Source organism: Metapseudomonas otitidis, from assembly GCF_900111835.1.
GTDB classification, from domain to species: Bacteria; Pseudomonadota; Gammaproteobacteria; order Pseudomonadales; family Pseudomonadaceae; genus Metapseudomonas; species Metapseudomonas otitidis.
Map to the genome: position 1 here is coordinate 71,513 of NZ_FOJP01000017.1, position 25,969 is coordinate 97,481.

General features: G+C 67.9%; 27 protein-coding genes. 14 read left to right on the top strand and 13 right to left on the bottom strand.

The genetic code is table 11. From position 1 onward, the window contains the following. Window positions 1–57 precede the first annotated feature (57 nt). From BM198_RS21695 to aguA, 5 genes are all read left to right on the top strand, one after another. On the top strand, window positions 58–978 hold the full coding sequence (locus BM198_RS21695; protein ID WP_044405260.1) for an SPFH domain-containing protein: 921 nt from the start codon (window positions 58–60) through the stop codon (window positions 976–978). Window positions 979–980: 2 nt separating this feature from the next. Then, window positions 981–1,436: an NfeD family protein gene (locus BM198_RS21700; RefSeq protein WP_044405257.1), complete on the top strand. Its 456-nt coding sequence runs from the start codon at window positions 981–983 to the stop codon at window positions 1,434–1,436. Window positions 1,437–1,497: 61 nt separating this feature from the next. Beyond that, a complete protein-coding gene (locus BM198_RS21705) occupies window positions 1,498–2,142 on the top strand; it encodes a TetR/AcrR family transcriptional regulator (RefSeq protein ID WP_074972316.1) in 645 nt (214 codons plus the stop codon). A gap of 187 nt (window positions 2,143–2,329) precedes the next feature. After that, window positions 2,330–3,211: an N-carbamoylputrescine amidase gene (aguB, locus tag BM198_RS21710; RefSeq protein WP_074972318.1), complete on the top strand. Its 882-nt coding sequence runs from the start codon at window positions 2,330–2,332 to the stop codon at window positions 3,209–3,211. A gap of 61 nt (window positions 3,212–3,272) precedes the next feature. Further along, window positions 3,273–4,379 (top strand): agmatine deiminase, encoded by a 1,107-nt coding sequence (gene aguA / locus BM198_RS21715; protein ID WP_074972319.1) that lies wholly within the window; start codon window positions 3,273–3,275, stop codon window positions 4,377–4,379. Between the two features lie 323 nt (window positions 4,380–4,702). Here aguA and BM198_RS21720 read toward each other — a convergent pair whose 3' ends face one another. The 8 genes from BM198_RS21720 to BM198_RS21755 form a co-directional block, all read right to left on the bottom strand. Then, a complete protein-coding gene (locus BM198_RS21720; RefSeq protein WP_003455791.1) occupies window positions 4,703–4,918 on the bottom strand; it encodes a TOBE domain-containing protein in 216 nt (71 codons plus the stop codon). A 36-nt stretch (window positions 4,919–4,954) separates the two neighbouring features. After that, entirely contained in the window at window positions 4,955–5,764 is an 810-nt protein-coding gene (gene ssuB / locus BM198_RS21725) for an aliphatic sulfonates ABC transporter ATP-binding protein (RefSeq protein ID WP_074972321.1), read from the bottom strand. Next, entirely contained in the window at window positions 5,761–6,546 is a 786-nt protein-coding gene (ssuC, locus tag BM198_RS21730) for an aliphatic sulfonate ABC transporter permease SsuC (protein WP_044413872.1), read from the bottom strand. Before ssuC ends, ssuB begins: the two co-directional genes overlap by 4 nt. 10 nt (window positions 6,547–6,556) lie before the next feature. Beyond that, a complete protein-coding gene (ssuD, locus tag BM198_RS21735) occupies window positions 6,557–7,714 on the bottom strand; it encodes an FMNH2-dependent alkanesulfonate monooxygenase (RefSeq protein WP_074972323.1) in 1,158 nt (385 codons plus the stop codon). A gap of 109 nt (window positions 7,715–7,823) precedes the next feature. Beyond that, window positions 7,824–8,789, bottom strand: coding sequence for a sulfonate ABC transporter substrate-binding protein (locus BM198_RS21740; protein ID WP_074972325.1), 966 nt, complete (start codon window positions 8,787–8,789; stop codon window positions 7,824–7,826). A 103-nt stretch (window positions 8,790–8,892) separates the two neighbouring features. After that, window positions 8,893–9,468, bottom strand: a complete 576-nt coding sequence (gene ssuE, locus BM198_RS21745) for an NADPH-dependent FMN reductase (protein WP_074972327.1) — start codon at window positions 9,466–9,468, stop codon at window positions 8,893–8,895. A 16-nt stretch (window positions 9,469–9,484) separates the two neighbouring features. Then, complete coding sequence (locus BM198_RS21750; RefSeq protein WP_044413884.1) at window positions 9,485–10,123, bottom strand: peroxiredoxin; 639 nt, start codon at window positions 10,121–10,123, stop codon at window positions 9,485–9,487. Between the two features lie 326 nt (window positions 10,124–10,449). Next, window positions 10,450–11,787: an OprD family porin gene (locus BM198_RS21755; RefSeq protein WP_074972333.1), complete on the bottom strand. Its 1,338-nt coding sequence runs from the start codon at window positions 11,785–11,787 to the stop codon at window positions 10,450–10,452. Window positions 11,788–12,336: 549 nt separating this feature from the next. Between BM198_RS21755 and tauA the strand changes: the two genes are divergently transcribed. The 5 genes from tauA to BM198_RS21780 all read left to right on the top strand — a co-directional run bounded on the left by tauA (window position 12,337) and on the right by BM198_RS21780 (window position 16,670). Next, window positions 12,337–13,317, top strand: coding sequence for a taurine ABC transporter substrate-binding protein (tauA, locus tag BM198_RS21760; RefSeq protein ID WP_074972335.1), 981 nt, complete (start codon window positions 12,337–12,339; stop codon window positions 13,315–13,317). Between the two features lie 129 nt (window positions 13,318–13,446). Beyond that, window positions 13,447–14,229, top strand: coding sequence for a taurine ABC transporter ATP-binding subunit (gene tauB, locus BM198_RS21765; RefSeq protein ID WP_074972337.1), 783 nt, complete (start codon window positions 13,447–13,449; stop codon window positions 14,227–14,229). Continuing rightward, on the top strand, window positions 14,226–15,056 hold the full coding sequence (tauC, locus tag BM198_RS21770; protein ID WP_074972339.1) for a taurine ABC transporter permease TauC: 831 nt from the start codon (window positions 14,226–14,228) through the stop codon (window positions 15,054–15,056). The genes tauB and tauC overlap by 4 nt, the downstream gene beginning before the upstream one ends. Window positions 15,057–15,068: 12 nt before the next feature. After that, window positions 15,069–15,902 carry a taurine dioxygenase gene (tauD, locus tag BM198_RS21775; RefSeq protein ID WP_074972341.1) on the top strand — a complete coding sequence of 278 codons (834 nt, stop codon included), beginning with the start codon at window positions 15,069–15,071 and terminating at the stop codon, window positions 15,900–15,902. A 372-nt stretch (window positions 15,903–16,274) separates the two neighbouring features. Continuing rightward, window positions 16,275–16,670, top strand: a complete 396-nt coding sequence (locus tag BM198_RS21780; RefSeq protein WP_044413902.1) for a hypothetical protein — start codon at window positions 16,275–16,277, stop codon at window positions 16,668–16,670. A gap of 24 nt (window positions 16,671–16,694) precedes the next feature. Here BM198_RS21780 and BM198_RS21785 read toward each other — a convergent pair whose 3' ends face one another. Together BM198_RS21785 and BM198_RS21790 are read right to left on the bottom strand one after the other, a co-directional pair. After that, window positions 16,695–17,885 carry a trans-sulfuration enzyme family protein gene (locus tag BM198_RS21785; protein WP_074972343.1) on the bottom strand — a complete coding sequence of 397 codons (1,191 nt, stop codon included), beginning with the start codon at window positions 17,883–17,885 and terminating at the stop codon, window positions 16,695–16,697. A gap of 159 nt (window positions 17,886–18,044) precedes the next feature. Then, window positions 18,045–18,827: a MetQ/NlpA family ABC transporter substrate-binding protein gene (locus tag BM198_RS21790; protein ID WP_044413907.1), complete on the bottom strand. Its 783-nt coding sequence runs from the start codon at window positions 18,825–18,827 to the stop codon at window positions 18,045–18,047. 282 nt (window positions 18,828–19,109) lie between these two features. Here BM198_RS21790 and BM198_RS21795 point away from each other — a divergent pair, with 282 nt between their 5' ends. The 4 genes from BM198_RS21795 to tcyN all read left to right on the top strand — a co-directional run bounded on the left by BM198_RS21795 (window position 19,110) and on the right by tcyN (window position 22,430). Further along, window positions 19,110–20,123 (top strand): D-cysteine desulfhydrase, encoded by a 1,014-nt coding sequence (locus BM198_RS21795; RefSeq protein WP_074972346.1) that lies wholly within the window; start codon window positions 19,110–19,112, stop codon window positions 20,121–20,123. Between the two features lie 101 nt (window positions 20,124–20,224). Continuing rightward, the gene (gene tcyJ, locus BM198_RS21800) at window positions 20,225–21,016 is read left to right on the top strand and encodes a cystine ABC transporter substrate-binding protein (RefSeq protein ID WP_044413913.1); all 792 of its coding nucleotides are present in this window, start codon (window positions 20,225–20,227) and stop codon (window positions 21,014–21,016) included. After that, window positions 21,013–21,684 (top strand): cystine ABC transporter permease, encoded by a 672-nt coding sequence (tcyL, locus tag BM198_RS21805; protein WP_074972348.1) that lies wholly within the window; start codon window positions 21,013–21,015, stop codon window positions 21,682–21,684. Before tcyJ ends, tcyL begins: the two co-directional genes overlap by 4 nt. Beyond that, window positions 21,684–22,430: an L-cystine ABC transporter ATP-binding protein TcyN gene (tcyN, locus tag BM198_RS21810; RefSeq protein ID WP_074972350.1), complete on the top strand. Its 747-nt coding sequence runs from the start codon at window positions 21,684–21,686 to the stop codon at window positions 22,428–22,430. The genes tcyL and tcyN overlap by 1 nt, the downstream gene beginning before the upstream one ends. Before the next feature lie 142 nt (window positions 22,431–22,572). Here tcyN and BM198_RS21815 read toward each other — a convergent pair whose 3' ends face one another. The 3 genes from BM198_RS21815 to BM198_RS21825 are packed head-to-tail and all read right to left on the bottom strand — an operon-like array spanning window position 22,573 to window position 25,936. Beyond that, window positions 22,573–23,502: a sulfonate ABC transporter substrate-binding protein gene (locus tag BM198_RS21815; protein WP_074972353.1), complete on the bottom strand. Its 930-nt coding sequence runs from the start codon at window positions 23,500–23,502 to the stop codon at window positions 22,573–22,575. Window positions 23,503–23,504: 2 nt separating this feature from the next. Further along, complete coding sequence (mgrA, locus tag BM198_RS21820; protein ID WP_074972356.1) at window positions 23,505–24,548, bottom strand: L-glyceraldehyde 3-phosphate reductase; 1,044 nt, start codon at window positions 24,546–24,548, stop codon at window positions 23,505–23,507. A gap of 56 nt (window positions 24,549–24,604) precedes the next feature. Continuing rightward, window positions 24,605–25,936: an LLM class flavin-dependent oxidoreductase gene (locus BM198_RS21825; RefSeq protein WP_074972358.1), complete on the bottom strand. Its 1,332-nt coding sequence runs from the start codon at window positions 25,934–25,936 to the stop codon at window positions 24,605–24,607. Window positions 25,937–25,969: the final 33 nt, after the last annotated feature.

Genomic DNA, 25,969 nt, shown 5'->3' on the forward strand with positions numbered 1-25,969 from the left:
ACCGACCTGGACCACGGGGCGCAACGCCCCGCCCGACACACTGCCAAGGAGTACAGCATGGGCATCAGTACCGTCGTCATCCTCTTCGTCGCCCTCGCGGTGGCCATCGTCTTCATGGGGTTCAAGATCGTGCCCCAGGGCTTCGAGTGGACCGTCGAGCGCTTCGGCCGCTACACCACCACCCTCAAGCCCGGCCTGAACATCATCGTCCCGGTGGTGGACCGCATCGGCCGCCGGGTCAACGTCATGGAAAGCGTGCTGGACATCCCCCCGCAGGAAGCCATCAGCGCCGACAACGCCATGGTGCAGATCGACGCCGTGTGCTTCTTCCAGGTGGTCAACACCGCCCAGGCCGCCTATGAGGTGAACAACCTCGAACACGCCATCCGCAACCTGGTGATGACCAACATCCGCACCGTGCTCGGCTCCATGGAGCTGGACGCCATGCTCAGCCAGCGCGACGCCATCAACGAACGCCTGCTGCACACCGTGGATGAAGCCACCGCCCCCTGGGGCGTGAAGGTCACCCGCATCGAGATCAAGGACATCAGCCCGCCCAACGACCTGGTCGAAGCCATGGCCAGCCAGATGAAGGCCGAGCGCCTGAAGCGCGCGCAGATCCTCGAAGCGGAAGGCTCCCGCTCCGCCGCCATCCTCACCGCCGAAGGCCAGAAGCAGGCCGAGATCCTCCGCGCCGAAGGCCAGCGCGCCGCCGCCTTCCTCGAAGCCGAAGCCCGCGAACGGGCCGCCGCCGCCGAAGCCGAGGCCACCCGCGTGGTGTCCAACGCCATCGCCACCGGCAACGTCCAGGCGGTGAACTACTTCGTCGCCCAGAAGTACGTCGAAGCCCTCGGCAACCTGGCCAGCGCCAACAACAGCAAGGTGATCCTCATGCCGCTGGAAGCCAGCCAGGTGATCGGCTCGGTCGGCGGCATCGGCGAGATCGTCAAGGCCACCTTCGGCGACAAGAAGGGCTGAACATGCTGGCGTACCTGCAGAACCTCGCCTTCTGGGACTGGCTGGCCCTCGGCACCCTGCTGCTGATCCTCGAAGTCTTCGGCGCCGGCGGCTACCTGCTGTGGATCGGCCTGGCCGCCGCCGGGGTCGGTGCCCTGGTGTTCTTCGTGCCGGACCTGCCCTGGCAGGCGCAGTTCGTGCTCTTCGGCCTGCTCGCCGTGGCCACCGCCGCCTACTGGTGGCGGCGCCAGCAGGTGGCCGTGCGCGCCTCCGACCAGCCGGGCCTGAACCGCCGTGGCCAGGAGCTGCTGGGCCGGCAGTTCACCCTGTTGCAGGCCATCGAGGGCGGGCGCGGCAAGATCCGCGCCGGCGACTCGGTGTGGCTGGTGGTCGGCCCGGACCTGCCGGCCGGCAGCCACGTCCGCGTGGTCGGCCAGGACGGCGTGCTGCTGAAAGTCGAGCCCGCCCCGGCGGACTGAGCCCCTTGCCCCGGCCCCGGCGGCTGGCGTCCAATAGCGCCTCACCGCCGAGGAGCCGCCGATGTCCCGCCCTGCCACCGCCCGCAAGCCCCGCGCCAGCAGCCAGTTGCGCATCGCCGCCATCCTCGACGCCGCCCGGGGCCTGCTCGCCGAACAGGGCGTGGCCAACCTGTCGATCTACAGCGTCGCCGAGCGGGCGGAGATGCCGCCCTCCTCCGTCTACCACTTCTTCTCCAGCGTCCCGGCGATCCTCGAAGCGCTGACCGCCGACGTTCACGCCGCCTTCCGCGCCAGCCTGCAGCAACCGGTGGACCACGCCGCACTGGGCAGCTGGCGCGACCTGTCGCGGATCGTCGAGGAGCGCATGCTGGCGATCTACGACGCCGACGCCGCCGCCCGCCAGCTGATCCTCGCCCAGCACGGGCTCACCGAAGTGACCCAGGCCGACCGCCAGCTGGACATCGAGCTGGGCCACCTGATGCACGCCGTGTTCGAACGCCACTTCCCGCTGCCCGCCCTGCCCGAGGACCTGAACGTCTTCTCCCTGGCCATGGAGCTGGGCGACCGCGTCTACGCGCGTTCCGTGCAGCAGCACGGCCACATCACCCCGCGCCTGGCCGAGGAAGGCATGCGCGTGTTCGACGCCTACCTGGGGCTCTACCTGCCGCACTGCCTGCCCAAGCGCGACGTCATCCAGGACGCCTGAAAAGCCGATAGTTATCGAACTAAAAGCCTGCTCACGCTGAGTGAACGCTAAAAATCCCTTTCAAAACGGATTTTTATCGAATATAACGGTACCATCCGCGCGACTGGACCGCGACCGATCGCACGGAATCCCCCGGAATGCCGATGAATATCCGGCACCGGTCCGCAACCGTTCGACGAGGTGTTCCATGTCCCGCATCGTTACCGTCGCCGCCACCCAAATGGCCTGCTCCTGGGATCGTGCCGCGAATATCGCCAACGCCGAGAAGCTGGTGCGCCAGGCCGCCGCCCAGGGCGCGCAGATCATCCTCATCCAGGAACTGTTCGAGACGCCCTACTTCTGCCAGAAGCCCAACGCCGACTACGCCCAGCTGGCCACCCCGGTGGAGGAGAACGCCGCCATCGCCCACTTCAGCCGGCTCGCCGCCGAACTCAAGGTGGTGCTGCCCATCAGCTTCTTCGAACGCGCCGGCCGTGCCCGCTTCAACAGCATCGCCATCCTCGACGCCGACGGCAGCAACCTCGGCGTCTACCGCAAGAGCCACATCCCGGACGGCCCCGGCTACCACGAGAAGTACTACTTCAACCCCGGCGACACCGGCTTCAAGGTCTGGGACACCGCCTACGCCCGCATCGGCGTCGGCATCTGCTGGGACCAGTGGTTCCCCGAGTGCGCCCGCAGCATGGCGCTGATGGGCGCCGAACTGCTGTTCTACCCCACCGCCATCGGCAGCGAACCCCACGACGCCACCATCACCTCCCGCGACCACTGGCAGCGCGTGCAGCAGGGCCATGCCGGCGCCAACGTCATGCCGCTGATCGCCTCCAACCGCATCGGCCGCGAAGAGCAGGACGGCTACGACATCACCTTCTACGGCTCCTCCTTCATTGCCGATCAGTTCGGCCGCAAGGTGGCTGAACTCGACGAGGTCGAAGAAGGTATCCTTGTCCACCGCTTCGACCTCGACGAACTGGAGAAGGTACGTACCGCCTGGGGCGTGTTCCGCGACCGCCGTCCTAACCTGTACTGGCCGATCGCGACCCTCGACGGCGAAACCCTCTCCGAATGACCGACCCGGCGCCGCAGGCCGGCCTCATCAACGGCCTGCGCCCTCCACCAAGGACCGCCCCATGAGCACCCCGATCCGCACGCCCCGCGCCGATGGCTTCCACATGCCCGCCGAGTGGGCGCCCCACACCCGCACCTGGATGGTCTGGCCCGAGCGCTCGGACAACTGGCGCCTCGGCGGCAAGCCCGCCCAGGCCGCCTTCACCGCCGTGGCCAAGGCCATCGCCCGCTTCGAGCCGGTGACCGTGTGCGCCTCCGCCGCCCAGTACGAGAACGCCCGCGCGCGCCTGGACGACGCCAACATCCGCGTGGTGGAGATCACCACCGACGACGCCTGGGTGCGTGACACCGGCCCCACCTTCGTCATCGACGACCAGGGCGAAGTGCGCGGCGTGGACTGGGCGTTCAACGCCTGGGGCGGTTTCGACGGCGGCCTCTACTTCCCCTGGCAGCGTGACGACCAGGTGGCCCGCAAGATCCTCGAGATCGAAGGCTGCGCCCGCTACCGCACCGAAGGCTTCGTGCTGGAAGGCGGCTCCATCCACGTCGATGGCGAAGGCACCCTGATCACCACCGAAGAATGCCTGCTCAACCGCAACCGCAACCCGCACCTGAACCGCGAGGAGGTCGAGGCGGTGCTGCGCGACCACCTGGCGGTGGACACCATCATCTGGCTGCCGGATGGCCTCTACAACGACGAGACCGACGGCCATGTGGATAACTTCTGCTGCTACGTGCGCCCGGGCGAAGTGCTGCTGGCCTGGACCGACGACCCGGCCAACCCCAACTACCCGCGCTGCCAGGCCGCGATGAAGGTGCTGGAGCAGGCCCGCGACGCCAAGGGCCGCCAGCTGGTGGTGCACAAGATGCCGATCCCCGGCCCGATCCACGCCACCGAGGAAGAATGCGCTGGCGTCGACCTGGTGGAAGGCACCCAGGAGCGCGACCCGTCGATCCGCCTGGCGGGCTCCTACGTCAACTTCCTCATCGTCAACGGCGGCATCGTCGCGCCGAAGTTCGACGACCCGAAGGACGCCGAGGCCGAAGCCATCCTCAAGCGCCTGTTCCCGCAGCATGAGGTGGTGATGGTGCCCGGCCGCGAGATACTCCTCGGCGGCGGCAACATCCACTGCATCACCCAGCAGCAGCCGGCACCGCAGAAGCGCTGAGCCACCGCTGGATGAACGAAGCCCCGCGAACGCGGGGCTTTTTCATTCCGGCACAAGGCACTTTCCTGTGGGAGCGGTTTCGTCGGGCAGCCCCCTACACCCCGGGGGCGCACCGTGCGTCATCACGGATGCGTTCCCACACGGATCGGTTTGTAGGGGCGAATTCATTCGCCCAAGGACCGCGCAGCGGTCCCCAACGAACGAGCCCCCGCAAACGCGGGGGCTCTTCATGTCGGTACAAGGCACGGTCACGTGGGAGCGGATTCATCCGCGAAGGATCGCGCAGCGATCCCCGCTTCCCCCCACGATCACGCCCCGCTGCCTCACAGCTTGGCGATGGACACCTCGGTGGACTTCACGAAGGCGATCACCTCGGAGCCGATGCCCAGCTCCAGCTCGCGCACGGAGCGGGTGGTGATCACCGAGGTGACGATGCCGGCGGCGGTCTGCACGTCGATCTCCGACAGCACCGGGCCTTCGATGATTTCCTTGATGGTGCCCTTGAACTGGTTGCGGACGTTGATGGCTTTGATGGTCATGGCGTTTTTCCTTTGCTCGGGGTCGTGGGATGAAGATCAGAGTGCCCAACGCAACTGCGTGGGCAGGGGTGAAACCGGTTCGGGTTCCGGCGGCGGCGCCGGCTGCGACAGCACGCGTTCGAGGACCTGGGCCTCCAGCGCCGCCAGCCGGGCCGAGCCACGGGTACGCGGCCGGGGCAGGTCGACCGTGAGGTCGAGGCCGATGGCGCCGTCCTCGATCAGGATCACCCGGTCGGCGATGGCCACCGCCTCGTTCACGTCGTGGGTCACCAGCAGCACGGTGAAGCCGTGTTGCTGCCAGAGCCGCTCGATCAGTTGCTGCATCTCGATGCGGGTCAGCGCATCCAGCGCGCCCAGGGGCTCGTCCAGCAGCAGCAGGCGCGGCTGGTGGATCAGCGCACGGGCCAGGGCTACGCGCTGCTTCTGGCCGCCGGACAGCGCCGCCGGCCATTCCCGGGCGCGGTCGGCCAGGCCCACCGCCTCCAGGGCTTCCAGGGCCTTGGGCCGCCAGTCGCCGGAGAGGCCCAGGCCGACGTTGTCGATCACCCGTTTCCAGGGCAGCAGGCGCGCGTCCTGGAACATCAGCCGGGTGTCCTCGCGGGCCTCGGCCAGGGGGGCCGAACCGGCCAGCAGCTCGCCTCGGCTGGGCTGGTCGAGCCCGGCCAGCAGGCGCAGCAGGGTGCTCTTGCCGCAGCCACTGCGGCCGACCACGGCGACGAACTGGCCGGCGGGGATGCGCAGGTCGATGCCCTTGAGCACCTCCCGCTCACCGAAGGATTTGCCGATGCCCTGCACCACCAGGGGAATGCCGCGCTTGAGGTGCTGCGGCGTGGACAACGCATTCATGCCGCACCTCCCTTGGGCTGATAGGCCGGGTGCCAGCGCAGCCAGGCACGCTCCAGGCCACGGGCGGCGAGGTCGGCCAGCTTGCCGAGGACGGCATAGAGCACGATCGCCAGCACCACCACGTCGGTCTGCAGGAACTCGCGGGCGTTCATCGCCAGGTAGCCGATGCCGGCATTGGCGGAGATGGTCTCGGCGACGATCAGGGTCAGCCACATGAAGCCGAGGGCGAAGCGCACCCCCACCAGGATCGAGGGCAGCGCGCCGGGCAGGATCACCTGGCGGAACAGGCCGAAGCCGGAGAGGCCGTAGCTGCGCGCCATCTCCACCAGCGCCGGGTCGACGTTGCGGATGCCGTGGTAGGTGTTGAGGTAGATGGGGAACAGGGTGCCGAGGGCGACGAGGAAGATCTTCGCCGACTCATCGATGCCGAACCACAGGATCACCAGCGGGATCAGCGCCAGGTGCGGCACGTTGCGGATCATCTGCACCGAGCTGTCCAGCAGCCGCTCGCCCCAGGCGGAGAGCCCGGTGATGAAGCCCAGCAGCAGGCCGATGCTGCCGCCGATGGCGAAGCCGATGCCGGCGCGCCAGCCGCTGATGGCCAGGTGGGTCCAGATATCACCGCTGGCCACCAGGTGCCAGCCGGCGGTCACCACGGCACTGGGTGCCGGGAGGATGCGGGTGGAAAGCAGGCCGGTCTCGACCGCGACCTGCCAGGCGACCAGCAACGCCACCGGCAAGGCCCAGGGCGCGAGGCGCTGGAGGATTGATTGGACGTTCATCTCGGCACCCTCAGCTCTGCGAGACCTTGAGGCGACGCTCGGGCAGCGCCTCGTTGGCCACCATCTCGCCGAAGGGGCTGACGAAGGCCAGGCCATCGCTCGCCTGCGGGCGCGCCACGTCCAGGTGGGGGAACAGCAGTTCCGCCACGCGGTAGGACTCTTCCAGGTGCGGGTAGCCGGAGAAGATGAAGGTATCGATGCCGAGGTCCGCGTATTCCTTGACCCGTGCGGCCACGGTGGGGCCATCGCCCACCAGTGCGGTACCGGCACCACCACGCACCAGGCCGACGCCGGCCCAGAGGTTGGGGCTGACTTCCAGCTGGTCGCGCTTGCCGTTGTGCAGGGCGGCCATGCGTTGCTGGCCGACGGAATCGAAGCGGGCGAAGGCCGCCTGGGCCTTGGCGATGGTGGCGTCGTCGAGGTGGGCGATCAGGTGGTCGGCGGCGGCCCAGGCTTCCTCGTTGGTCTCGCGCACGATCACGTGCAGGCGGATGCCGAAGCGCACGCTGCGACCGAGCTTGGCGGCTTTCGCGCGCACCTGCTCAATCTTCTCCTTCACGGCGGCCGGCGGCTCGCCCCAGGTCAGGTACAGCTCCACCTGCTCGGCGGCCAGGTCCTGGGCGGCCTCGGAGGAACCGCCGAAGTACAGCGGCGGGCGCGGTTGCTGCAGCGGAGGGTAGAACAGCTTGGCGCCCTTCACCTGGATGTGCTTGCCGTCGTAGTCGACGGTCTCGCCCTCCAGCACGCGGCGCCAGATGCGGGTGAATTCGACGGACGCCTCGTAACGCGCCTCATGGTTCAGGTGCAGGCCGTCGCCGGCCAGCTCGTCCGGGTCGCCCCCGGTCACCAGGTTGAACAGGGCCCGGCCACCGGAGAGGCGGTCGAGGGTGGCGGCCTGGCGCGCGGCGACGGTGGGCGAAATGATCCCCGGGCGCAGGGCGACGAGGAACTTCAGGCGCTGGGTCACCGGGATCAGCGAGGCGGCGACCAGCCAGGAGTCCTCGCAGGAACGGCCGGTGGGGATCAGCACGCCGCCGAAACCGAGACGGTCGGCCGCCTGGGCGATCTGCTGCAGGTAGCCGTGGTCGACGGCACGGGCGCCCTCGGATGTGCCGAGGTAGTGGCCGTCGCCGTGGGTCGGCAGGAACCAGAAGAGGTTGAGACTCATCGCAATAACTCCAGGGTGAGCGCGCCGGCGTGGCGTAGCCGCGCGATGATGGTTCGTGTGCGGTAGCCGGGCCTTCCCCGCGCCGTCCGGGCGCGGAGCCAGGCGTGGGTCAGGGTTGCTGGGCGACCTTGGCGGGCGGCGTCCAGATCACGTCCTTGATGCTGAGTTTTTTCGGGATCAGCTTCAGGTCGGTGAAGGTGTCGGCGATCTTCTGCTGCGCCGTGACCACCTCGGGGCTGAGGAACTGGGCGCCGTAGCCCTGGCGCTTCACCGCGATGGCGGTGATGTCCCTGGGCAGGCCGAGCAGCGGTGCGACCTGCTCGGTCACCTTGTCCGGGTCGGCCTTGGAGTCCTCGCCCACTGCGCGGACTTCCTCCACCAGGGCGCTGATCACCTGCGGGTGCTGGGTCGCGTAGTCACGGGTGGCCAGGTAGAACTGGTGGTTATCCACAAGCTGGCTGCCGTTGCGCAGGGTGCGCGCCTGCAGTTGTTGCTCGGCGGCGGCCTGGAAGGGGTCCCAGATCACCCAGGCATCGACGCTGCCACGCTCGAAGGCGGCGCGGGCATCGGCCGGGGGCAGGTACACGGGCTGGATGTCGCTGTACTTCAGGCCGGCTTCTTCGAGGGCACAGACCAGCAGGTAGTGCACGTTGGAGCCCTTGTTCAGGGCGACCTTCTTGCCGGCCAGGTCCTTCACCGACTGGATCGCCGAGCCCTTGGGCACGAGGATCGCCTCGCTGGTGGGCGCTGGCGGTTCGTAGGCGACGTAGAGCAGGTCGGCACCGGCAGCCTGGGCGAACACCGGCGGGGTCTCGCCGGTGACGCCGAAGTCGATGGAGCCGACGTTGAGGCCTTCCAGCAGCTGCGGGCCGCCGGGGAACTCGGTCCATTTGACGTCGATGCCCTGGGCGGCCAGGCGCTTCTCCAGGGAGCCCTTGGCCTTGAGCAGCACCAGGGTGCCGTACTTCTGGTAGCCGATCCGCAGGGTCTCGGCCTGTGCCTGTGTGATGGCGCCGAATGCCAGGGCCGCGGTGAACAGCGCAGCCAGGCTCCGACGCAAAGTGATGGTGCGCATGGCGCTCTCCTCGTACTTCGCTCGTGCTTGTGTGCGCCTGCTCGCCTCGTTGGCGGGAGAGTAAGGCCGGTTCGGTTGCTCCACAGGGAGCGGGTTGTTCGTGTCAGACGCTCCAGCGCGCGTGGCGCAGGGCGTTCGGGTCCAGCGGGCGCGGCTGGCGGGCCAGGGCCTGGTGGAACCGTTCAAGGGCTTCATCCAGGCGCTGTTCCAGGGACGGGGCCAGTTGCACCCCGCCATTCTCGAACGCCACCTGGCCGTCGTCGGCGAACACGCCGTGCTGCACGTCCTCGGCCTTGAGGGCCGCCAGGACCGGACGCAGGGCGTAGTCCACCGCCAGCATGTGGGCCTTGCTGCCGCCGGTGGCGATGGGCAGCACCACCTTGCCGGCCAGGGCCCGCTCGGGCAGCAGGTCCAGCAGGGTCTTCAGGGCGCCGGCGAGCGACGCCTTGTAGACCGGCGTGGCCACCAGCAGCCCGTCGGCCTGGCCGATCTGTTCGATCAGGTGCTGCACGCGGGGGCTGTCGAAGCGCGCGTGCAGCAGGTCCTCGGCGGGGAAGTCGCGCACGGCGAACCCCGTCACCTCGACCCCGTGCCGCTCCAGCCAGTGCCGCGCACGCGCCACCAGGGCGGCGGATCGGGAATTCGGGCTGGGACTGCCGGATAGGGTCACCACCACCATGGTCGTGCCTCCAGGCTCAGCGGTTGGGCTGCGGGGTCAGGCGCAGGTAGGGGCGTACGGCCTTGTAGCCGCGGGGGAAGCGCTGCTTGATCTCGTCCTCGTCCTTGAGCGAGGGGACGATCACCACGTCGTCGCCGTCCTGCCAGTTGGCCGGGGTGGCGACCTTGTGGTTGTCGGTCAGCTGCAGGGAGTCGATCACCCGCAGGATCTCGTTGAAGTTGCGGCCGGTGCTGGCCGGGTAGGTGATGATCAGCCGCACCTTCTTGTTCGGGTCGATGATGAACAGCGAACGCACGGTGAGGGTGTCGTTGGCGTTGGGGTGGATCAGGTCGTAGAGGTCGGACACCTTGCGGTCGGCGTCGGCGATGATCGGGAAGTTGACCACGGTGTTCTGGGTCTCGTTGATGTCATCGATCCAGCGGATGTGGGAGTCCACCGGGTCCACCGACAGGGCGATGGCCTTGACGCCGCGCGCGGCGAATTCGTCCTTGAGCTTGGCGGTCAGGCCCAGCTCGGTGGTGCACACCGGGGTGAAGTCCGCCGGGTGGGAGAAAAGGATGCCCCAGTTGCCACCGAGCCACTCATGGAAGCGGATGCGGCCTTCGCTGGAATCCTGTTCGAAGTCGGGGGCGATGTCGCCGAGTCGGATGGTCATGGTGTGGCTCCTCTGTCGTGGGGTGGCGTTCCGTGGAGCTCACTATGCGCAAGGTTTTTGAAAATTAAAAAGAATAAATGACAATTTATTTATAACTTTAAGAGCTATATAGATCGGCTCACTTCCCTCCTTGCAGGAGCGCGCGCTGCTCGCCAAATCCGTGCCCCGGACGACCGCCTTGCCTGGCGTCGTGGACCGGTTGGGACGCCGCACCGCACGCCAGGCGAACGCCCTCCCAGCAGGCCAACGCCCTGCCCTCCCCCGAATCCCAGGCACAAAAAAGCCCCGCCTCCGCCAGGGGCGGAAGCGGGGCTCGATGACGCTGATTACAGCAGGGTCAGGGTGTAGCTCAGGATCAGGCGGTTCTCGTCCTGGTCGCGGGTCACGTCGCTGCGCAGGGCAGCGTTACGCCAGGAGATGCCCAGGCCTTTCAGCGGGCCGTCCTGCAGGGTGTAGTCCAGGCGGAAGTCACGCTCCCACTCGCCCTGGCCACCGTTGGCGGTGTCGATGTTGTAGCCCTTCAGGTAGGTGCCGACGGCCTTCAGGCCCGGTACGCCGACCTTGGTGAAGTCGTAGCCGTACTCGGCCACCCAGGTGCGCTCGCCGGCGCTGAGGAACTTGCCGATCTGACGGTCGGTGATCAGGTAGGCGGTGGCACCGTCGCCCTGGTTCAGGAACGGGAAGGCGCTGTCGCCGGAGAGCTGCTGGTAGCCCAGGCTGGCGGCGTGGCTGCCCAGGGTGTAGGTGAACATGGCGCTCCAGGTGCGGTTGTCCACTTCACCGGTGGTGCGGTTGCCGCCGTAGTAGCCCGAAGCCACGTAGCCATCGGCACGGCCGGCGGCGCTGGAGTTCTTGCCGTCGGAGGTGTTGTAGAAGTAGCGCAGGTCGGACTTCAGGCTGCCCGGGCCGATCGGCAGGTTGTGGGTCAGGCCCAGGAAGTGCTGCTTGTAGAAGTCTTCCAGGTTGCCGTAGTAGTACTGCGCGGTGAGGTCCTTGGTGACCTTGTAGTCGCCACCGGCGAAGTAGAACTTGTTGCTGAACTGGCCGTTCCGGTAGTTGCTGGAGCTGTTGGCACCACCGATGGACAGGCCACGGGCGTCGCTGGAGTTACGGCCCTTGGCGTGCTCGAGCTGGCCACCGGTCAGGGTCAGGCCGTCGATCTCGTTGGAGGTGACCTGGCCACCTTCGAAGGTCTGCGGCAGCAGGCGACCGTCGTTGAAGGTCACCACCGGCAGCTTCGGTTGCAGGGTACCGATGCGCGCTTCGGTCTTGGAGAAGCGGACCTTGCCGGTCAGGCCCAAGCTGCTGAAGTTATCCACAGCGCGGCCATTGCTTTCGCTCGGGAACACCAGGCCGCCATAGGCATTGCTGCCGTTGTTGTAGTGGGTGCCCTTGCCGGAATCCAGGCGCACACCCAGCAGGCCCAGGGCGTCAACGCCGAAGCCCACGGTGCCTTCGGTGTAGCCGGAGGTGTAGTTGAGGATGAAGCCCTGGCCCCACTCTTCCTGCTTGGACGGAGCGTTATTGAACTGACGATTGTCCTGGTTGATGTAGAAATTGCGCAGGCCGAGGGTGGCCTTGCTGTCTTCGATGAAACCGCCTGCAACGGCCTGTTGGGCCAGCAGGCCGCCAGCGATGGCCAGGGCCAGGGTAGATTTGTTCATGCAATGCTCCAGTGGTGCGTGTTTCTAGGTTGTTCTGGTCGGTGACGTGCACACCGCTATGTACAGACGACTAGCGAAGTGGAATGACCCGTGGGTCAGAAAATCCCCGTAGCGCCCCTTGCAGTGGGCCTGCCTCAGGTGGCGGCCAATCTAGGACAAGGGATTTAATTCTTAAAAAGAATTTATCGTCACGTTGTTGTAACTAAATCGAATAAAACGCCTGATAGCCTCCCTCTGGCGGGGAGCTGCCCGTGGACGGGTCACATCAGTTACTCGAAAGGGCGCGCAAATTACCGACTTTGGTCGCCTGGCGCCATCCCCAATGACTCGGCAGCGGACGGAATTCGCAGTCCCACGCCTCTCCTGGCCTGCAAAGGCCTCGGCACCCTCACGGCCGCTCATAAACTAATAACCAAATAGTATTTATTGAGCTGTTTTTAGATCATTTAGATTTCGCTTCACCGGACCACCGGACTCCCAGCACCACCCCCCTATTCCAGTCCCGTGGCCCGGCCTCGCGCCGGCCAGCCGCCCGTGAGGAGCACCACCATGAATCGTTCCCCCTTCGCCCGCCGCCTGCTGGCGGCCCTGACCGTCGGCGGTCTGGCCCTGAGCGCCCACGCTGCCGATTTCACCGTCGCCTACCAGACCACCGTGGACCCGGCGAAAGTCGCCCAGGCCGACGGCGCCTATGAAAAGGCCAGCCACGCCAAGATCGACTGGCGCAAGTTCGACAGCGGCGCCGAAGTCATCACCGCCGTCGCCTCCGGTGACGTGCAGATCGGCTACGTCGGCTCCAGCCCCCTGGCGGCGGCCGCCACCCGCCAGCTGCCGATCCAGACCTTCCTCATCGCCACCCAGATCGGCGACGCCGAGGCCCTGGTCGCCCGCAACGGCGCCGGCATCACCAAGCCCGAGGACCTGGTCGGCAAGAAGATCGCCGTGCCCTTCGTCTCCACCGGCCACTACAGCCTGCTGGCCGCCCTCAAGCACTGGAAGATCGACCCGAGCAAGGTGACCATCCTCAACCTCGCGCCGCCGGCCATCATCGCCGCCTGGCAGCGCGGCGACATCGACGCCACCTACGTCTGGGACCCGGCGCTCGGCGTGGCCAAGGCCAACGGCAAGGTGCTGATCAGCTCCGGTGAGCTGGGCAAGCTCGGCGCCCCGACCTTCGACGCCTGGATCGTGCGCAAGGACTTCGCCGAGAAGCACCCCGAGGCGGTCCGCGCCTTCGCCAAGGTGACCCTCGACGCCTACGCCGACTACCGCAAGGACCCGCAAGCCTGGCTGGCCGACAAGGCCAACATCGACAAGGTGGTGAAGCTCTCCGGCGCCAAGGCCGAGGACATCCCGCTGCTGCTGCAGGGCAACGTCTTCCCGCTGGCCGCCGACCAGGTCACCGCCCTCGGCGCGCCAACCACCCAGGCCATCAACCAGACCGCCACCTTCCTCAAGGAGCAGGGCAAGGTCGATGCGGTGCTGCCGGACTACGCCCCCTACGTGAGCGCCAAGTACGTCACCAACTGATCGGCTGCGCGTCGGCGGGGCGTTGTTGAAAACGACCTGGGCTTGCTCACCTGCAGCAGCCCCGGTCGTTTGCGACTGGCCCCGCTCCAACTCGCTCGATCCGACACATTCAGAAGAGCGTCGAAGAAAATGGCCTTACTCCAGCTGGAGCGCATCAGCGCACAGTACCCCGGCACGGCCGAGCCGGTACTGACCGACATTTCCCTCTCCCTCGGGCCACAGCAGCTGCTGGTCGCCCTGGGGCCTTCCGGCAGCGGCAAGACCACGCTGCTCAACCTCATCGCCGGCTTCGTGCCCCCCAGCGACGGCCGCATCAGCCTCGACGGCAAGCCCGTTCAGGGCCCCTCCGCCGAGCGCGGCGTGGTGTTCCAGGACGACGCCCTGCTGCCCTGGCAGAACGTCCTCGGCAACGTCGCCTTCGGCCTCGAACTGGCCGGCGTGCCCCGTGCGCGGCGCGAAGCCAAGGCCCGCGAGATGCTCGCCCTGGTCGACCTCGCCGGCTTCGAGAAGCGGCAGGTCTGGGAACTCTCCGGGGGCCAGCGCCAGCGCGTCGGCATCGCCCGGGCCCTGGCCGCCGACCCGCGCGTGCTGCTGATGGACGAACCCTTCGGCGCCCTCGACGCCTTCACCCGCGAACAGATGCAGGAACTGCTGCTGCAGGTCTGGCAGCGCGCCGCCAAGCCGGTGTTCCTGATCACCCACGACATCGAGGAAGCGGTGTTCCTCGCCACCGACCTGATCCTCCTGTCACCCAATCCCGGCCGCATCAGCGAGCGCCTGACCCTCGACTTCGGCCGCCGCTACGCCGCCGGCGAGAGCGCACGGGCGATCAAGTCCGACCGGGCCTTCATCGAAACCCGCGAACACGTCCTCGCCCAGGTCTTCGCCGAACGGCAAAGGAGAAGCGCATGAGCAGCCTCGACCTGCCCCTGCCGGAAAACAAGGCAGCGGCCCCCGCACCCCGCACCTGGCGCCTCTCCACCTTCGCCATCAGCAGCCTGACCCTCGTCGGCTTGCTGCTGGCCTGGTGGGCGGTGACCACCGCCGGCCTGATCGAGCCGCTGTTCCTGCCCAGCCCCCAGGCGGTGCTGCGCAAGGGCTGGCAGCTGGCCACCCAGGGCTACATGGATTCCAGCCTCTGGGCGCACCTGCTGGCGAGCCTGGCGCGCATCGGCACCGCCCTGCTGGCCGCCGTGCTCACCGCCATCCCGCTGGGCATCGCCATCGGCCGCAACCGCATCGCCCACGGCATCTTCGACCCGCTGATCGAGTTCTACCGGCCGATCCCGCCGCTGGCCTACCTGCCGCTGATCGTCATCTGGTGCGGCATCGGCGAGCTGTCCAAGGTGCTGCTGATCTTCCTCGCCATCTTCGCCCCCATCGCCATCGCCACCGCCACCGGCGTGCGCAACGTCAACCCGGCGCGCCTGCGCGCGGCGCAGTCACTCGGAGCCACCCCGGCGCAGCTGATCCGCCACGTGGTCCTGCCCAGCGCCCTGCCGGACATCCTCACCGGCGTGCGCATCGGCCTCGGCGTCGGCTGGTCGACCCTGGTCGCCGCCGAACTGGTGGCCGCCACCCAGGGCCTCGGCTTCATGGTCCAGTCGGCCGCGCAGTTCCTGGTCACCGACGTCGTGGTGCTCGGCATCCTGGTCATCGCCCTGGTCGCCTTCGCCCTGGAACTCGGCCTGCGCACCCTGCAACGCAAGCTCGTGCCCTGGCACGGGCAGAACCACTGATCGAGGCCCGTCATGCCCCTGCACATCACCCCCCTCAGCCCCGCCCTCGGCGCCCTCGTCGGCGGCGTCGACCTGCGCGAGCCGCTGAGTGCCGAACACCGCGATGGCATCGAGGCCGCCCTGCTCAAGCACCAGGTGCTGTTCTTCCGCGCCCAGCCCCTGGCGCCCACCCAGCAGGCACGCTTCGCCGCCCAGTTCGGCGACCTGCACATCCACCCCATCTACCCCAACATCCCCGAGCAGCCGGAAGTGCTGGTGCTCGACACCGCCGTCACCGACGTGCGCGACAACGCCCTCTGGCACACCGACGTGACCTTCATGGAAACCCCGGCCCTGGGCGCCGTGCTCAGCGCCAAGCTGCTGCCGCCGGTGGGAGGCGACACCCTCTGGGCCAGCAGCAGCGCCGCCTTGGAGGCGCTGTCGGCGCCGCTGCAGCGGATGCTCGAAGGCCTCACCGCCACCCACGACCTGGCCCGCTCCTTCCCTGAGGAGCGCTTCAGCCTGACGGCGGAGGAACGCGAGAAGCTGGAAGCGGCCAAGCGCAAGCACCCGCCGGTGAGCCACCCGGTGGTGCGCACCCACCCGGTCACCGGGCGCAAGGGGCTGTTCGTCAGCGAAGGCTTCACCACCCGCATCAACGAGCTGTCGGCGGCGGAAAGCGACGCCCTGCTGCGTTTCCTCTTCGCCCACGCCACCCGCCCGGAGTTCACCCTGCGCTGGCGCTGGCAGGAGAACGACGTGGCCTTCTGGGACAACCGCATCACCCAGCACTTCGCCGTCGACGACTACCGACCCGCCCGCCGCGTGATGCACCGCGCCACCATCCTCGGCGACAAGCCGTTCTGAACGGTCCCCTCCCGCTCCGATACGGAGCGGGGGCGAGCCGCTTGTCCACCGATCTTCGGACGGGTCCGAATGGCCTTCTGCCAGCCTTTTGCCAAGGCGCAACACAGTTCCTGAAACCGGTGTGAACGTCGTTGCAAAGCTGGCCGTTGACCCCTTTTGCGGGTGGAACTATCGCTATGCTGAGGCCCCTAACAGGCTGTTGAAGAAACTAACTGCGTTGTCGTTGCGGCGTTGAAAACGCCCTCAAAATGCTCATTTACGACCGTAAACTGCGCTTTTTCGGACGTTTTCGCCTTGCATCGGCTGCCTCGTTCACGTTTTTCAACGGCCTGTTAAAGCAGTGTGTTCCACCACCGTCAGGGCCCGTCAGCCATGAGTGCAGCCATCTACATCGTTCCTGAGAAACCCGTCGCCGGGCTCGATGATTTCGTCCACGGCAGTACCGTCGTCCAGGTGGACGAAGTCGAGGTCGACGACCTCTGCAAACGGCTCAAGGTGAAGTCGCTGTGGGACTTCGTCAGCCAGGATCCAAACGAGTTCGCCGACCTGCTCGAAGGCCTCGAACTGGACGACCAGCTCGCCTGCGAGCAGTGGTTCAGCCCCGAGGACGGGCTGCGCACCGTGCGTGCCCTGCAGGGGCACCTGGTGAGCCAGCCGCGTTCGCTGTCCAACGCCGATGCCTTCCTCGAAGACCTGCAGGACTACGAGTGGGTGCTCAGCGCCCTCGCCGAGCAGGACGTGCGCTGGCATTTCGCCGTCGCCGTCTGAGCCCTCCCCCGGGCCCGGGGCCGGTCAGAGCCGGTCCAGGGCCTGCACGAAGTCGCCGATGATGTCGGCAGCATCCTCGATCCCCACCGACACGCGGATGGTCCCCTCGTGGATGTCCAACTCCGCCAGGGCCTCGGCCGACAGGGCGCGGTGGCTGGTCTTGCCCGGGTGGGTGATGCTGCTGGCCACGCCGGCCAGCGAGGGCGCGAACGCGGTGCGCTGCAGGCCGCGGATCAGGCCGTCCACCTCCACCAGGCCACCCTTGAGGGTGAAGCTCAGCATGCCCGAGGCGCCCTTGGGGAACAGCCGCTGGGCCAGCGCGAAGTCCGGGTGCGAGGGCAGCCCCGGGTAGAACACCTTCGCCACCTGCGGATGGGCCTCCAGCGCTTCGGCCAGGGCCTGGGCGTTGGCCGAGTGCGCCTTCATGCGCAGGGCCAGGGTCTTGGCGCCACGGAAGGTCAGCCAGGCTTCGAAGGGGCTGGAACTGCCGCCGGCATTGATCTGGAAGCGCCGTGCCTGGGCGATCCACTCGGCGTCGCCGACGAGGATGCCGCCGGTGGCATCGCTGTGGCCGTTGAGGTACTTGGTGGTGCTGTGCAGCACCAGGTCGGCGCCAGCGGCCAGCGGGTTGTAGAGCGCCGGCGAGAGGAAGGTGTTGTCCACCAGCAGCTTGAGCCCGTGGGCCTTGGCCAGCTTGGCCAGGGCGGGGATGTCGCTGATGCGCACCAGCGGGTTGGAGGCCGTCTCGGTGTAGATCAGCCGCGTGGCCGGGGTGATGGCCGCCTCCACCGCCGCCAGGTCGTTGATCTCCACCAGGGTGGCGCTGATGCCGAAGCGCGCCAGCTCCTTCTCGATCAGGCTCTGGGTGGTGCCGTACAGCTCGCGGCTGGCGATCAGGTGGTCGCCGGCATTCAGCCGCCCCAGCAGCGCCGCGCTCACCGAAGCCATGCCGGAGGCGGAGAACAGCGCCGCCTCGCCGCCTTCCAGGTCCCGCACCAGCTGCTCCAGCGCCGCCTGGTTGGGGTTGGCGATGCGGGTGTACATGTAGTTGTCCGGGTTGCCGGCGAGGAAGTCGTCCACCTGCTCCAGGTTGTCGTAGACGAACACCGAGGACTCGTAGATGGGCAGCGTCTTCGGGCGGGTGACCATCTGCTGGTCGACGTCGTTGCCGCTGTGCACCGCGCGGGTGGAAAGGCCGGGTCTGGATTCAGGCATGGAGTCCTCCGAGAAATCGTGCGGAATGTAGGGGCGAATGAATTCGCCCCTACAAGGTGGGCAATGCCCCCACATAAAAAAAGAACGCCGACGATAGTCGAGACTCGTCGGCGTGAGGAGAGGCGCGGCGTTCGCCGCACCACCGTGGCTTGCGGTTGATCAGAAGGCCGGCACGACCGCGCCGGAGTATTTCTGCTCGATGAAGGCCTTCACTTCCGGGCTGGTCAGCGCGGCGGAGAGTTTCTTGATGGCGTCGCTGTCCTTGTTGTCAGGACGGGCCACCAGGTAGTTCACGTAGGGCGAGCTGCGGTCTTCCAGCACCAGCGCGTCCTTGGACGGGTTGAGCTTGGCCTCCAGCGCGTAGTTGGTGTTGATCAGCGCCAGGTCCACCTGGTTCAGCACGCGCGGCAGCAGGGCCGCTTCCAGTTCCTTGAACTTGAAGTGGTGCGGGTTCTCGGCGATGTCCTTCGGGGTCGCCAGGGCGTTGCTCGGGTCCTTCAGCTTCAGCAGCCCGGACTTCTGCAGCAGGAGCAGGGCACGGCCGCTGTTGCTGCCTTCGTTGGGGATGGCGATGGTGGCGCCGTCCGGCAGGTCCTTCAGGGACTTGTACTTGCTGGAGTAACCGCCGAAGGGCTCGACGTGCACGCCCTGCACGATCACCAGGTGGGTGCCCTTGCCGCTGTTGAAGTTGTCCAGGTAGGGCTTGGTCTGGAAGTAGTTGGCGTCCAGGCGCTTCTCTTCCACCTGCACGTTGGGTTGCACGTAGTCGGTGAACACCTTCACCTCCAGATCGACCCCTTCCTTCGCCAGCTGCGGCTTGATCAGTTCGAGGATCTCGGCGTGGGGCACCGGGGTGGCGGCGACGACGAGCTTCTCGCCGGCGTGGGCCAGGGTGACGGAAAGGGCGGCAGCCAGAGCGGTCAACAGCAGGGACTTCTTCATGATGTTCCTTGATCTCAGGGGCTCCGGCTGGATCGTCAGCCATGAGCGGGGGTTCGGGTCCCGGCCTGGATGGTGCCGGGTTGGAGCGGACGTTACGGTGATTTTTTATAACTAACAAATACCAATTTTTTATTCATATATTCCTTTATTGAATTAAAAGACGCCCCAGCCCGTACCCGACGCAGCCCCCGTGCCCACATCGAATGTCGCCCTCGTGAATTGCCTGACCCGGCCCGCCTCACTAGAGTGGCGGCCTGTACCAGACACCCCCGGATGCCCGCCATGCTCGCCACTGCCCTCGCCCGCTTTCACCGCCTGGAACTGGTCACCGCACCGACCCCACTGGAAAAGCTGGAGCGCCTCTCCCGGGAGCTGGGGCGCGGCCTGTACGTCAAGCGCGACGACCTGACCCCCTTCGCCCTCGGCGGCAACAAGGTGCGCAAGCTCGAATACCTCGCCCAGGACGCCCTGGCCCAGGGCGCGGACGTGCTGGTCACCGCCGGCGCCATCCAGTCCAACCATGTGCGCCAGACCGCCGCCCTGGCCGCTCGCCTGGGCCTGGGTTGCGTGGCCCTGCTGGAAAACCCCATCGGCACCACCGACCGCAACTACCTGGAGAACGGCAACCGCCTGCTGCTGGACCTGTTCGGCACCGAGGTGCAGCGGGTGCCCAACCTCGACAACGCCGACCAGTTGCTGGCTGAGGCCGCCGAGCGCCTGCGCGCCGAAGGTCGCAACCCCTACGTGGTGCCCATCGGCGGTTCCAACGCCCTCGGCGCCCTGGGCTACGTGCGCGCCGGCCTGGAGCTGGCCAAGCAGATGCAGGCCAGCGGCGAGCGCTTCGCCGCCGTGGTGCTCGCCTCCGGCAGCGCCGGCACACACGCCGGGCTCGCCCTGGCCCTGGAACACGCCCTGCCCGGCACCCGCGTGGTGGGCGTCACCGTGTCGCGCCCCGACGCCACCCAGCGCCCCAAGGTGGAAGGCCTGCTGCAGCGCACCGCCGAGCTGCTGGGCGTGCCGGTGCCCAACGGCCTGAAGGTGGAGCTGTGGGACCAGTACTTCGCCCCGCGCTACGGCGAAGCCAATGCCGGCACCCTCGCCGCCGTACGCCGTGCCGCCGCCTGTGAAGGGCTGCTGCTGGACCCGGTCTACACCGGCAAGGCCTTCGCCGGCCTGCTGGACGGCATCGCCCGCCAGGCCTTCGACGGCGACGGTCCGCTGCTGTTCCTGCACACCGGCGGCTCACCGGCGCTGTTCGCCTATCATCCAGCGGGTGATGCGAACCACGACTTATAACCAGAAAGGAATTTTCTGGTTTTTTATGTATTTAAACGAATATATGGAACTCCCTTAGAGTGGCGACCCTCCATTCGCCAACTGCCCCCGCGAGGCCCCTTATGCACGCAGCAACTCTCCGTCGTCCCGCCCTCTTCGCCAGCCTGGCACTGGCCCTCGGTCTCGGCCTGGCCGGCACCGCCGCCGCCGACCTGAAGGACATCCAGCAGAAAGGCGCCCTGAAGATCGGCCTGGAAGGCACCTACCCGCCCTTCAACTACCAGGACGAGAGCGGCAAGCTCACCGGCTTCGAAGTCGAGCTGGCACAAGCACTGGCCAAGGAGCTGGGCGTGAAGGCCGAGTTCCAGCCGACCAAGTGGGACGGCATCCTCGCCGCCCTGGAATCCCGTCGCCTGGACGTGGCCATCAACCAGGTGACCATCTCCGAAGAGCGCAAGAAGAAGTACGACTTCACCACCCCCTACACCGTCTCCGGCATCCAGGCCCTGGTGCGCAAGGGCAAGGAAGGCGAGATCAAGACCGCCGCCGACCTGGCCGGCAAGAAGGTCGGCGTAGGCCTGGGCACCAACTACGAGCAGTGGCTGAAGGAGAACGTCCCGCAGGCCGACATCCGCACCTACGACGACGACCCCACCAAGTTCCAGGACCTCAACGTCGGCCGCATCGACGTGATCCTGGTGGACCGCCTGGCCGCCTTCGAGATGGTCGACAAGACCGGCGGCCGCCTGGCCGTGGCCGGCGAGCCCTTCTCCCGCCAGGAGGCCGGCATCGCCCTGCGCAAGGGCAACCCAGAGCTGCTCGCCGCGCTGGACAAGGCCCTGGCCAAGCTCAAGGCCGACGGCACCCTCAAGGCCCTGTCCGAGAAGTGGTTCAAGGCTGACGTGACCCAATGATCGAAGACGGCAGCCTGCAACTGGTGCTGGATTCCGCGCCCTTCCTGTTGAAGGGCGCGCTCTACACCGTAGTCCTCAGCCTCGGCGGCATGTTCTTCGGCCTGCTGCTGGGCTTCGCCCTGGCCCTGGCGCGCCTCTACGCCATCGCCCCGGTGCGCGGCCTGGCGCGGGTCTACGTGTCGTTCTTCCGCGGCACCCCGCTGCTGGTGCAGTTGTTCATCATCTACTACGGCCTGCCCCAGCTCGGCCTGGAGCTGAGCCCGCTGCTGGCGGCGCTGATCGGCTTCTCGCTGAACATGGCCGCCTACACCTCGGAAATCCTCCGCGCCGCCATCGCCTCCATCGACAAGGGGCAATGGGAAGCCGCCGCCAGCATCGGCATGAGCCGCAGCCAGGCGCTGACGCGCGCCATCCTCCCGCAGGCCGCGCGCACCGCCCTGCCGCCGCTGGGCAACAGCTTCATCTCGCTGGTCAAGGACACCGCCCTGGCCGCCACCATCCAGGTGCCGGAGCTGTTCCGCCAGGCGCAGCTGATCACCGCGCGCACCTTCGAGATCTTCACCATGTACCTGGCCGCCGCGCTGATGTACTGGGTGCTGGCCACCCTGCTGGCCCACGTCCAGGCGCGCCTCGAAGCCCGGGTCAACCGCCACGAACAGGACAGCTGATGATCACCGTCCGTAACCTGACCAAGTCCTTCAAGGGCCAGGCGGTGCTCAAGGGCATCGACCTGACCATCGAACCGGGCGAAGTGGTCGCCATCATCGGCCCCAGCGGCTCGGGCAAGACCACCCTGCTGCGCTGCCTCAACCTGCTGGAAGAGCCCGACGGCGGCACCCTCCAGCTGGGGCGGATCGAGATCGACGCCAACCAGCCCCTGAAGCAGCAGCAATGGCTGATCCGCCAGCTGCGCCAGCACGTCGGCTTCGTGTTCCAGAACTTCAACCTCTTCCCCCACCGCACCGCGCTGGAGAACGTCATCGAAGGCCCGGTGGTGGTGAAGAAGGAACCCCGCGAGCGCGCCATCGCACGCGCCCGCGCGCTGCTGGCCAAGGTCGGCCTGGCGGGCAAGGAAGACGCCTACCCCAAGCGCCTTTCCGGCGGCCAGCAACAGCGGGTGGCCATCGCCCGCGCCCTGGCAATGGAACCGGACGTGATCCTCTTCGACGAACCCACCTCCGCCCTCGACCCCGAGCTGGTGGGCGAGGTGCTGACCACCATCCGCGGCCTGGCCGAGGAGAAGCGCACCATGGTCATCGTCACCCACGAGATGAGCTTCGCCCGCGACGTAGCCAATCGCGCGATCTTCATCGACAAGGGCGTGATCGTCGAACAGGGCGACGCCAAGACCCTGTTCAGCGCCCCGAGGGAAGAACGCACCCGGCAATTCCTCACCAAGTTCCTGGTGGGCTAACGCCTATCGCTCTTGATCCTGTAGGGGCGACTTCAGTCGCCAAGCGGGCCACAGGCCCGCCCTGCGGATTCCATGGGACCGCTGCGCGGTCCTTGGGCGAATGAATTCGCCCCTACACGACCAAAGCCCATGCATGGGGTCTCTACGGCCGCCACACCGCACTGCCGACATCCACCCGCTTCGGCAGCAGCCGGTTCTCCAGGAACAGGTCCGCCGTGCGCTGCTGGGCGGCGGCGATGTCGTCGGTGACCGGGCCGATGGGCGAGGCCGGGCGGTGCTGGAAGCTGCGTTCGATCACTGCCGGGGGCAGGCCCATGAACTTCGCCAGCAGGGCGATGCTGCCGTCGCGGTCGCTGCGGGTCAGGGCCTCGGCCTCGGAGATCACCCCCAGCACCTGCTGCACGAACGCCGGGTCGGTCTCGGCGTAGCCCCGCGCGGCCAGGTAGAAGGGCCCGCTCAGCCCCAGCCCCTCGCCATTGGCCAGCAGCCGTGCATGGCCCTCCAGCTCCATGGCCGAGTAGTAAGGATCCCAGATCGCCCAGGCGTCCACGCTGCCCTGCTCGAAGGCGGCGCGGGCATCGGCCGGGGTGAGGAATAGCGGCTGGATGTCGGCCATGGACAGCCCCGCCGCCTTGAGCGCACGCAGCAGCAGGTTGTGGGCGCTGGAACCTTTCTGGAAGGCCACCTTGTGCCCCTTGAGCTCGGCCACCGAGCGGATCGGGCTGCCTTCGGGCACCAGGATCACCTCGGCCTGGGGCTTGGGTGGCTCCGCGCCGACGTAGAGCAGGTCGGCGCCAGCGGCCTGGGCGAAGATCGGCGGGATGTCCCCGGTGGAGCCCACATCCAGGCTGCCGACGTTGAGCGCCTCGAGCATCTGCGGGCCGGCGGGGAACTCGATCCACTGCACGCGGGTGCCGGGAAAACGCTGCTCCAGCAGGCCGTGTTCCTTGGCCAGCACCAGGCTGGCGGAGCCCTTCTGGTAGCCGATGCGCAGGGTCGCGGGGTCGGCCAGGGCGCCTTGGGCCAGGGCCAGCAGCGCCAGCAACGCGGCGCCCAGTCGAAGTCGTTGCATGGTCAGGCCTGCCAGTCGGTGGAGGGTTTTTCCCAGAGGTTGATGCCGCCTTCCACGGCGTGGCGGTCGATCTCCGCCAGCTCCTCGGCACTGAAGGCGAGGTTGTCCAGGGCGGCGACGTTCTCGACGATCTGCTCCGGGCGGCTGGCGCCGATCAGCGCCGAGGTCACCCGTGCATCGCGCAGGGTCCAGGCCAGCGCCAGCTGGGCCAGGCTCTGGCCCCGGCGCCGGGCGATCTCCGCAAGGGCACGAGCGCGGGCGATGTTGGCCTCGGCCAGGTGCTCCGGGCGCAGCGAGGCGCCGCCGGGGCGGTTGACCCGCGCATCCGCCGGCACGCCGGCGAGGTACTTGTCGGTGAGCAGGCCCTGGGCCAGCGGGGTGAAGGCGATGACGCCGGTGCCCAGTTCCTCGGCGGTGGCCAGCAGGTCCTTCTCCACCCAGCGGTTGAACAGGTTGTAGGCCGGCTGGTGGATCAGCAGCGGCACCTTCCACTCCCGCAGCAGTGCGGCGAGCTCGCGGGTCTTGCCCGCCGAATAGGACGAGATGCCCACGTACAGCGCCTTGCCCTGCTGCACCGCGCTGGCCAGGGCGCCGGCGGTTTCCTCCAGGGGCGTGTCGGGGTCGAAGCGGTGGGAATAGAAGATGTCCACATAGTCCAGCCCCAGGCGCACCAGGCTCTGGTCGAGGCTGGAGAGCAGGTACTTGCGCGAGCTGCCGCCCTGGCCGTAGGGGCCGGGCCACATGTCCCAGCCGGCCTTGGTGGAGATCACCAGCTCATCGCGGTAGGCGCGGAAGTCTTCCTTGAGCAGGCGGCCGAAGTTGATCTCGGCGCTGCCGTAGGGCGGGCCGTAGTTGTTGGCCAGGTCGAAGTGGTTGATGCCCAGGTCGAAGGCGGTGCGCAGCAGGGCGCGCTGGGTGTCGAGGGGCGTGGCGTCGCCGAAGTTGTGCCACAGCCCCAGGGACAGGGCCGGCAGCACCAGCCCGCTGCGGCCGACGCGGCGATAGGGGATGCGCTCATAGCGGTCGGGGGCGGCGATGTAGGTCATGGAAGGGTCTCGCTTCAGGTTGTCGGGGCCGCGCTGGCGCGGGGCCCCGGTGAATGTCAGGCAGGGCGGGCGAAGCGGTTCGCCGGCCGCGCCAGGCCCAGGTGTTCGCGCAGGGTGCGGCCCTGGTACTCGGTGCGGAACAGGCCGCGCCGCTGCAACTCCGGCACCACCTGGGTGGCGAAGTCCTCCAGGCCGGCCGGCAGGTGCGGCACCAGCACGTTGAAGCCATCGGCGGCGCCGCCTTCGAACCAGGCCTGCAGCTCGTCGGCGATCTGTGCCGGGGTGCCGATCAGGCTGTGGTGGCCGCGCCCGCCGGCGATGCGCCGGCCGAGCTGGGCCAGGGTGAGGTTCTCCTGGCCGGCCAGCTCGGTGAGCAGCTTCTGCCGGCTCTGCTGGCCGTCCTGGGTCAGCGGCAGCTCGGGCAGCGGGCCGTCCAGCGGGTATTCGGAGAGGTCGAAGTTGCCGAGCATGCGCCCCAGCAGGGCGACGCCGACGCGGGGCTCCACCAGCGCCTGGAACGCCTCGAACTTCTCCTTCGCCTCGGCCTCGCTGGCGCCGATGACGACGAAGGCGCCGGGCATGATCTTCAGCTCGTCCTCGCGGCGGCCGAACCTGGCCAGGCGCCCCTTGAGGTCGGCGTAGAAGGCCTGGGCCTTGGCCAGGGAAGTCTGCGCGGTGAACACCACGTCGGCGGTCTCGGCGGCCAGTTCGCGACCGGTCTCCGAGGAGCCGGCCTGCACCACCACCGGCCGGCCCTGGGGCGAGCGGGCGACGTTGAGCGGGCCCTGCACGCGGAAGTGCTCGCCCTGGTGGTCGAGCACGTGGAGCCTGGCCGGGTCGTAGTACTGGCCGCTGGCCTTGTCGCGGAGGAAGGCGTCGTCCTCCCAGCTGTCCCACAGGCCGGTGACCACCTGGTGGAACTCCCGGGCGCGGGCGTAGCGCTCGGCATGGCCCAGGTGGGCCTCGCGGTTGAAGTTGAGCGCCTCGGCGGCCGCGTCGGAGGTCACCAGGTTCCAGCCCGAGCGGCCGCCGGAGATGTGGTCCAGCGAGGCGAACTTGCGCGCCACGTGGTACGGCTCGTTGTAGCTGGTGGTGACGGTGCTCACCAGGCCGATGCGCTCGGTGACGGCGGCCAGGGCGCTGAGCAGGGTCAGCGGTTCGAAGTAGGTGGAGCGGGCCATGTGACTGGCGATGTCGCTGGTGGGCGCGGCGACGCTGTCGGCGACGAACAGGGCGTCGAACTTCGCCGCTTCGGCGATGCGTGCCAGGTGTCTGTACTGGGCGAAGTCGAGGGTGTCGGCGGGAACGTCCGGGTGGCGCCAGGCGGCCACGTGGTGACCGGTGGCCATCAGGAAGGCGCCGAGGGAGAGCTGTCGGGATCGGGTCATGGTGTCGTTACCGGGGTCGGTGGGGGTGCCGCC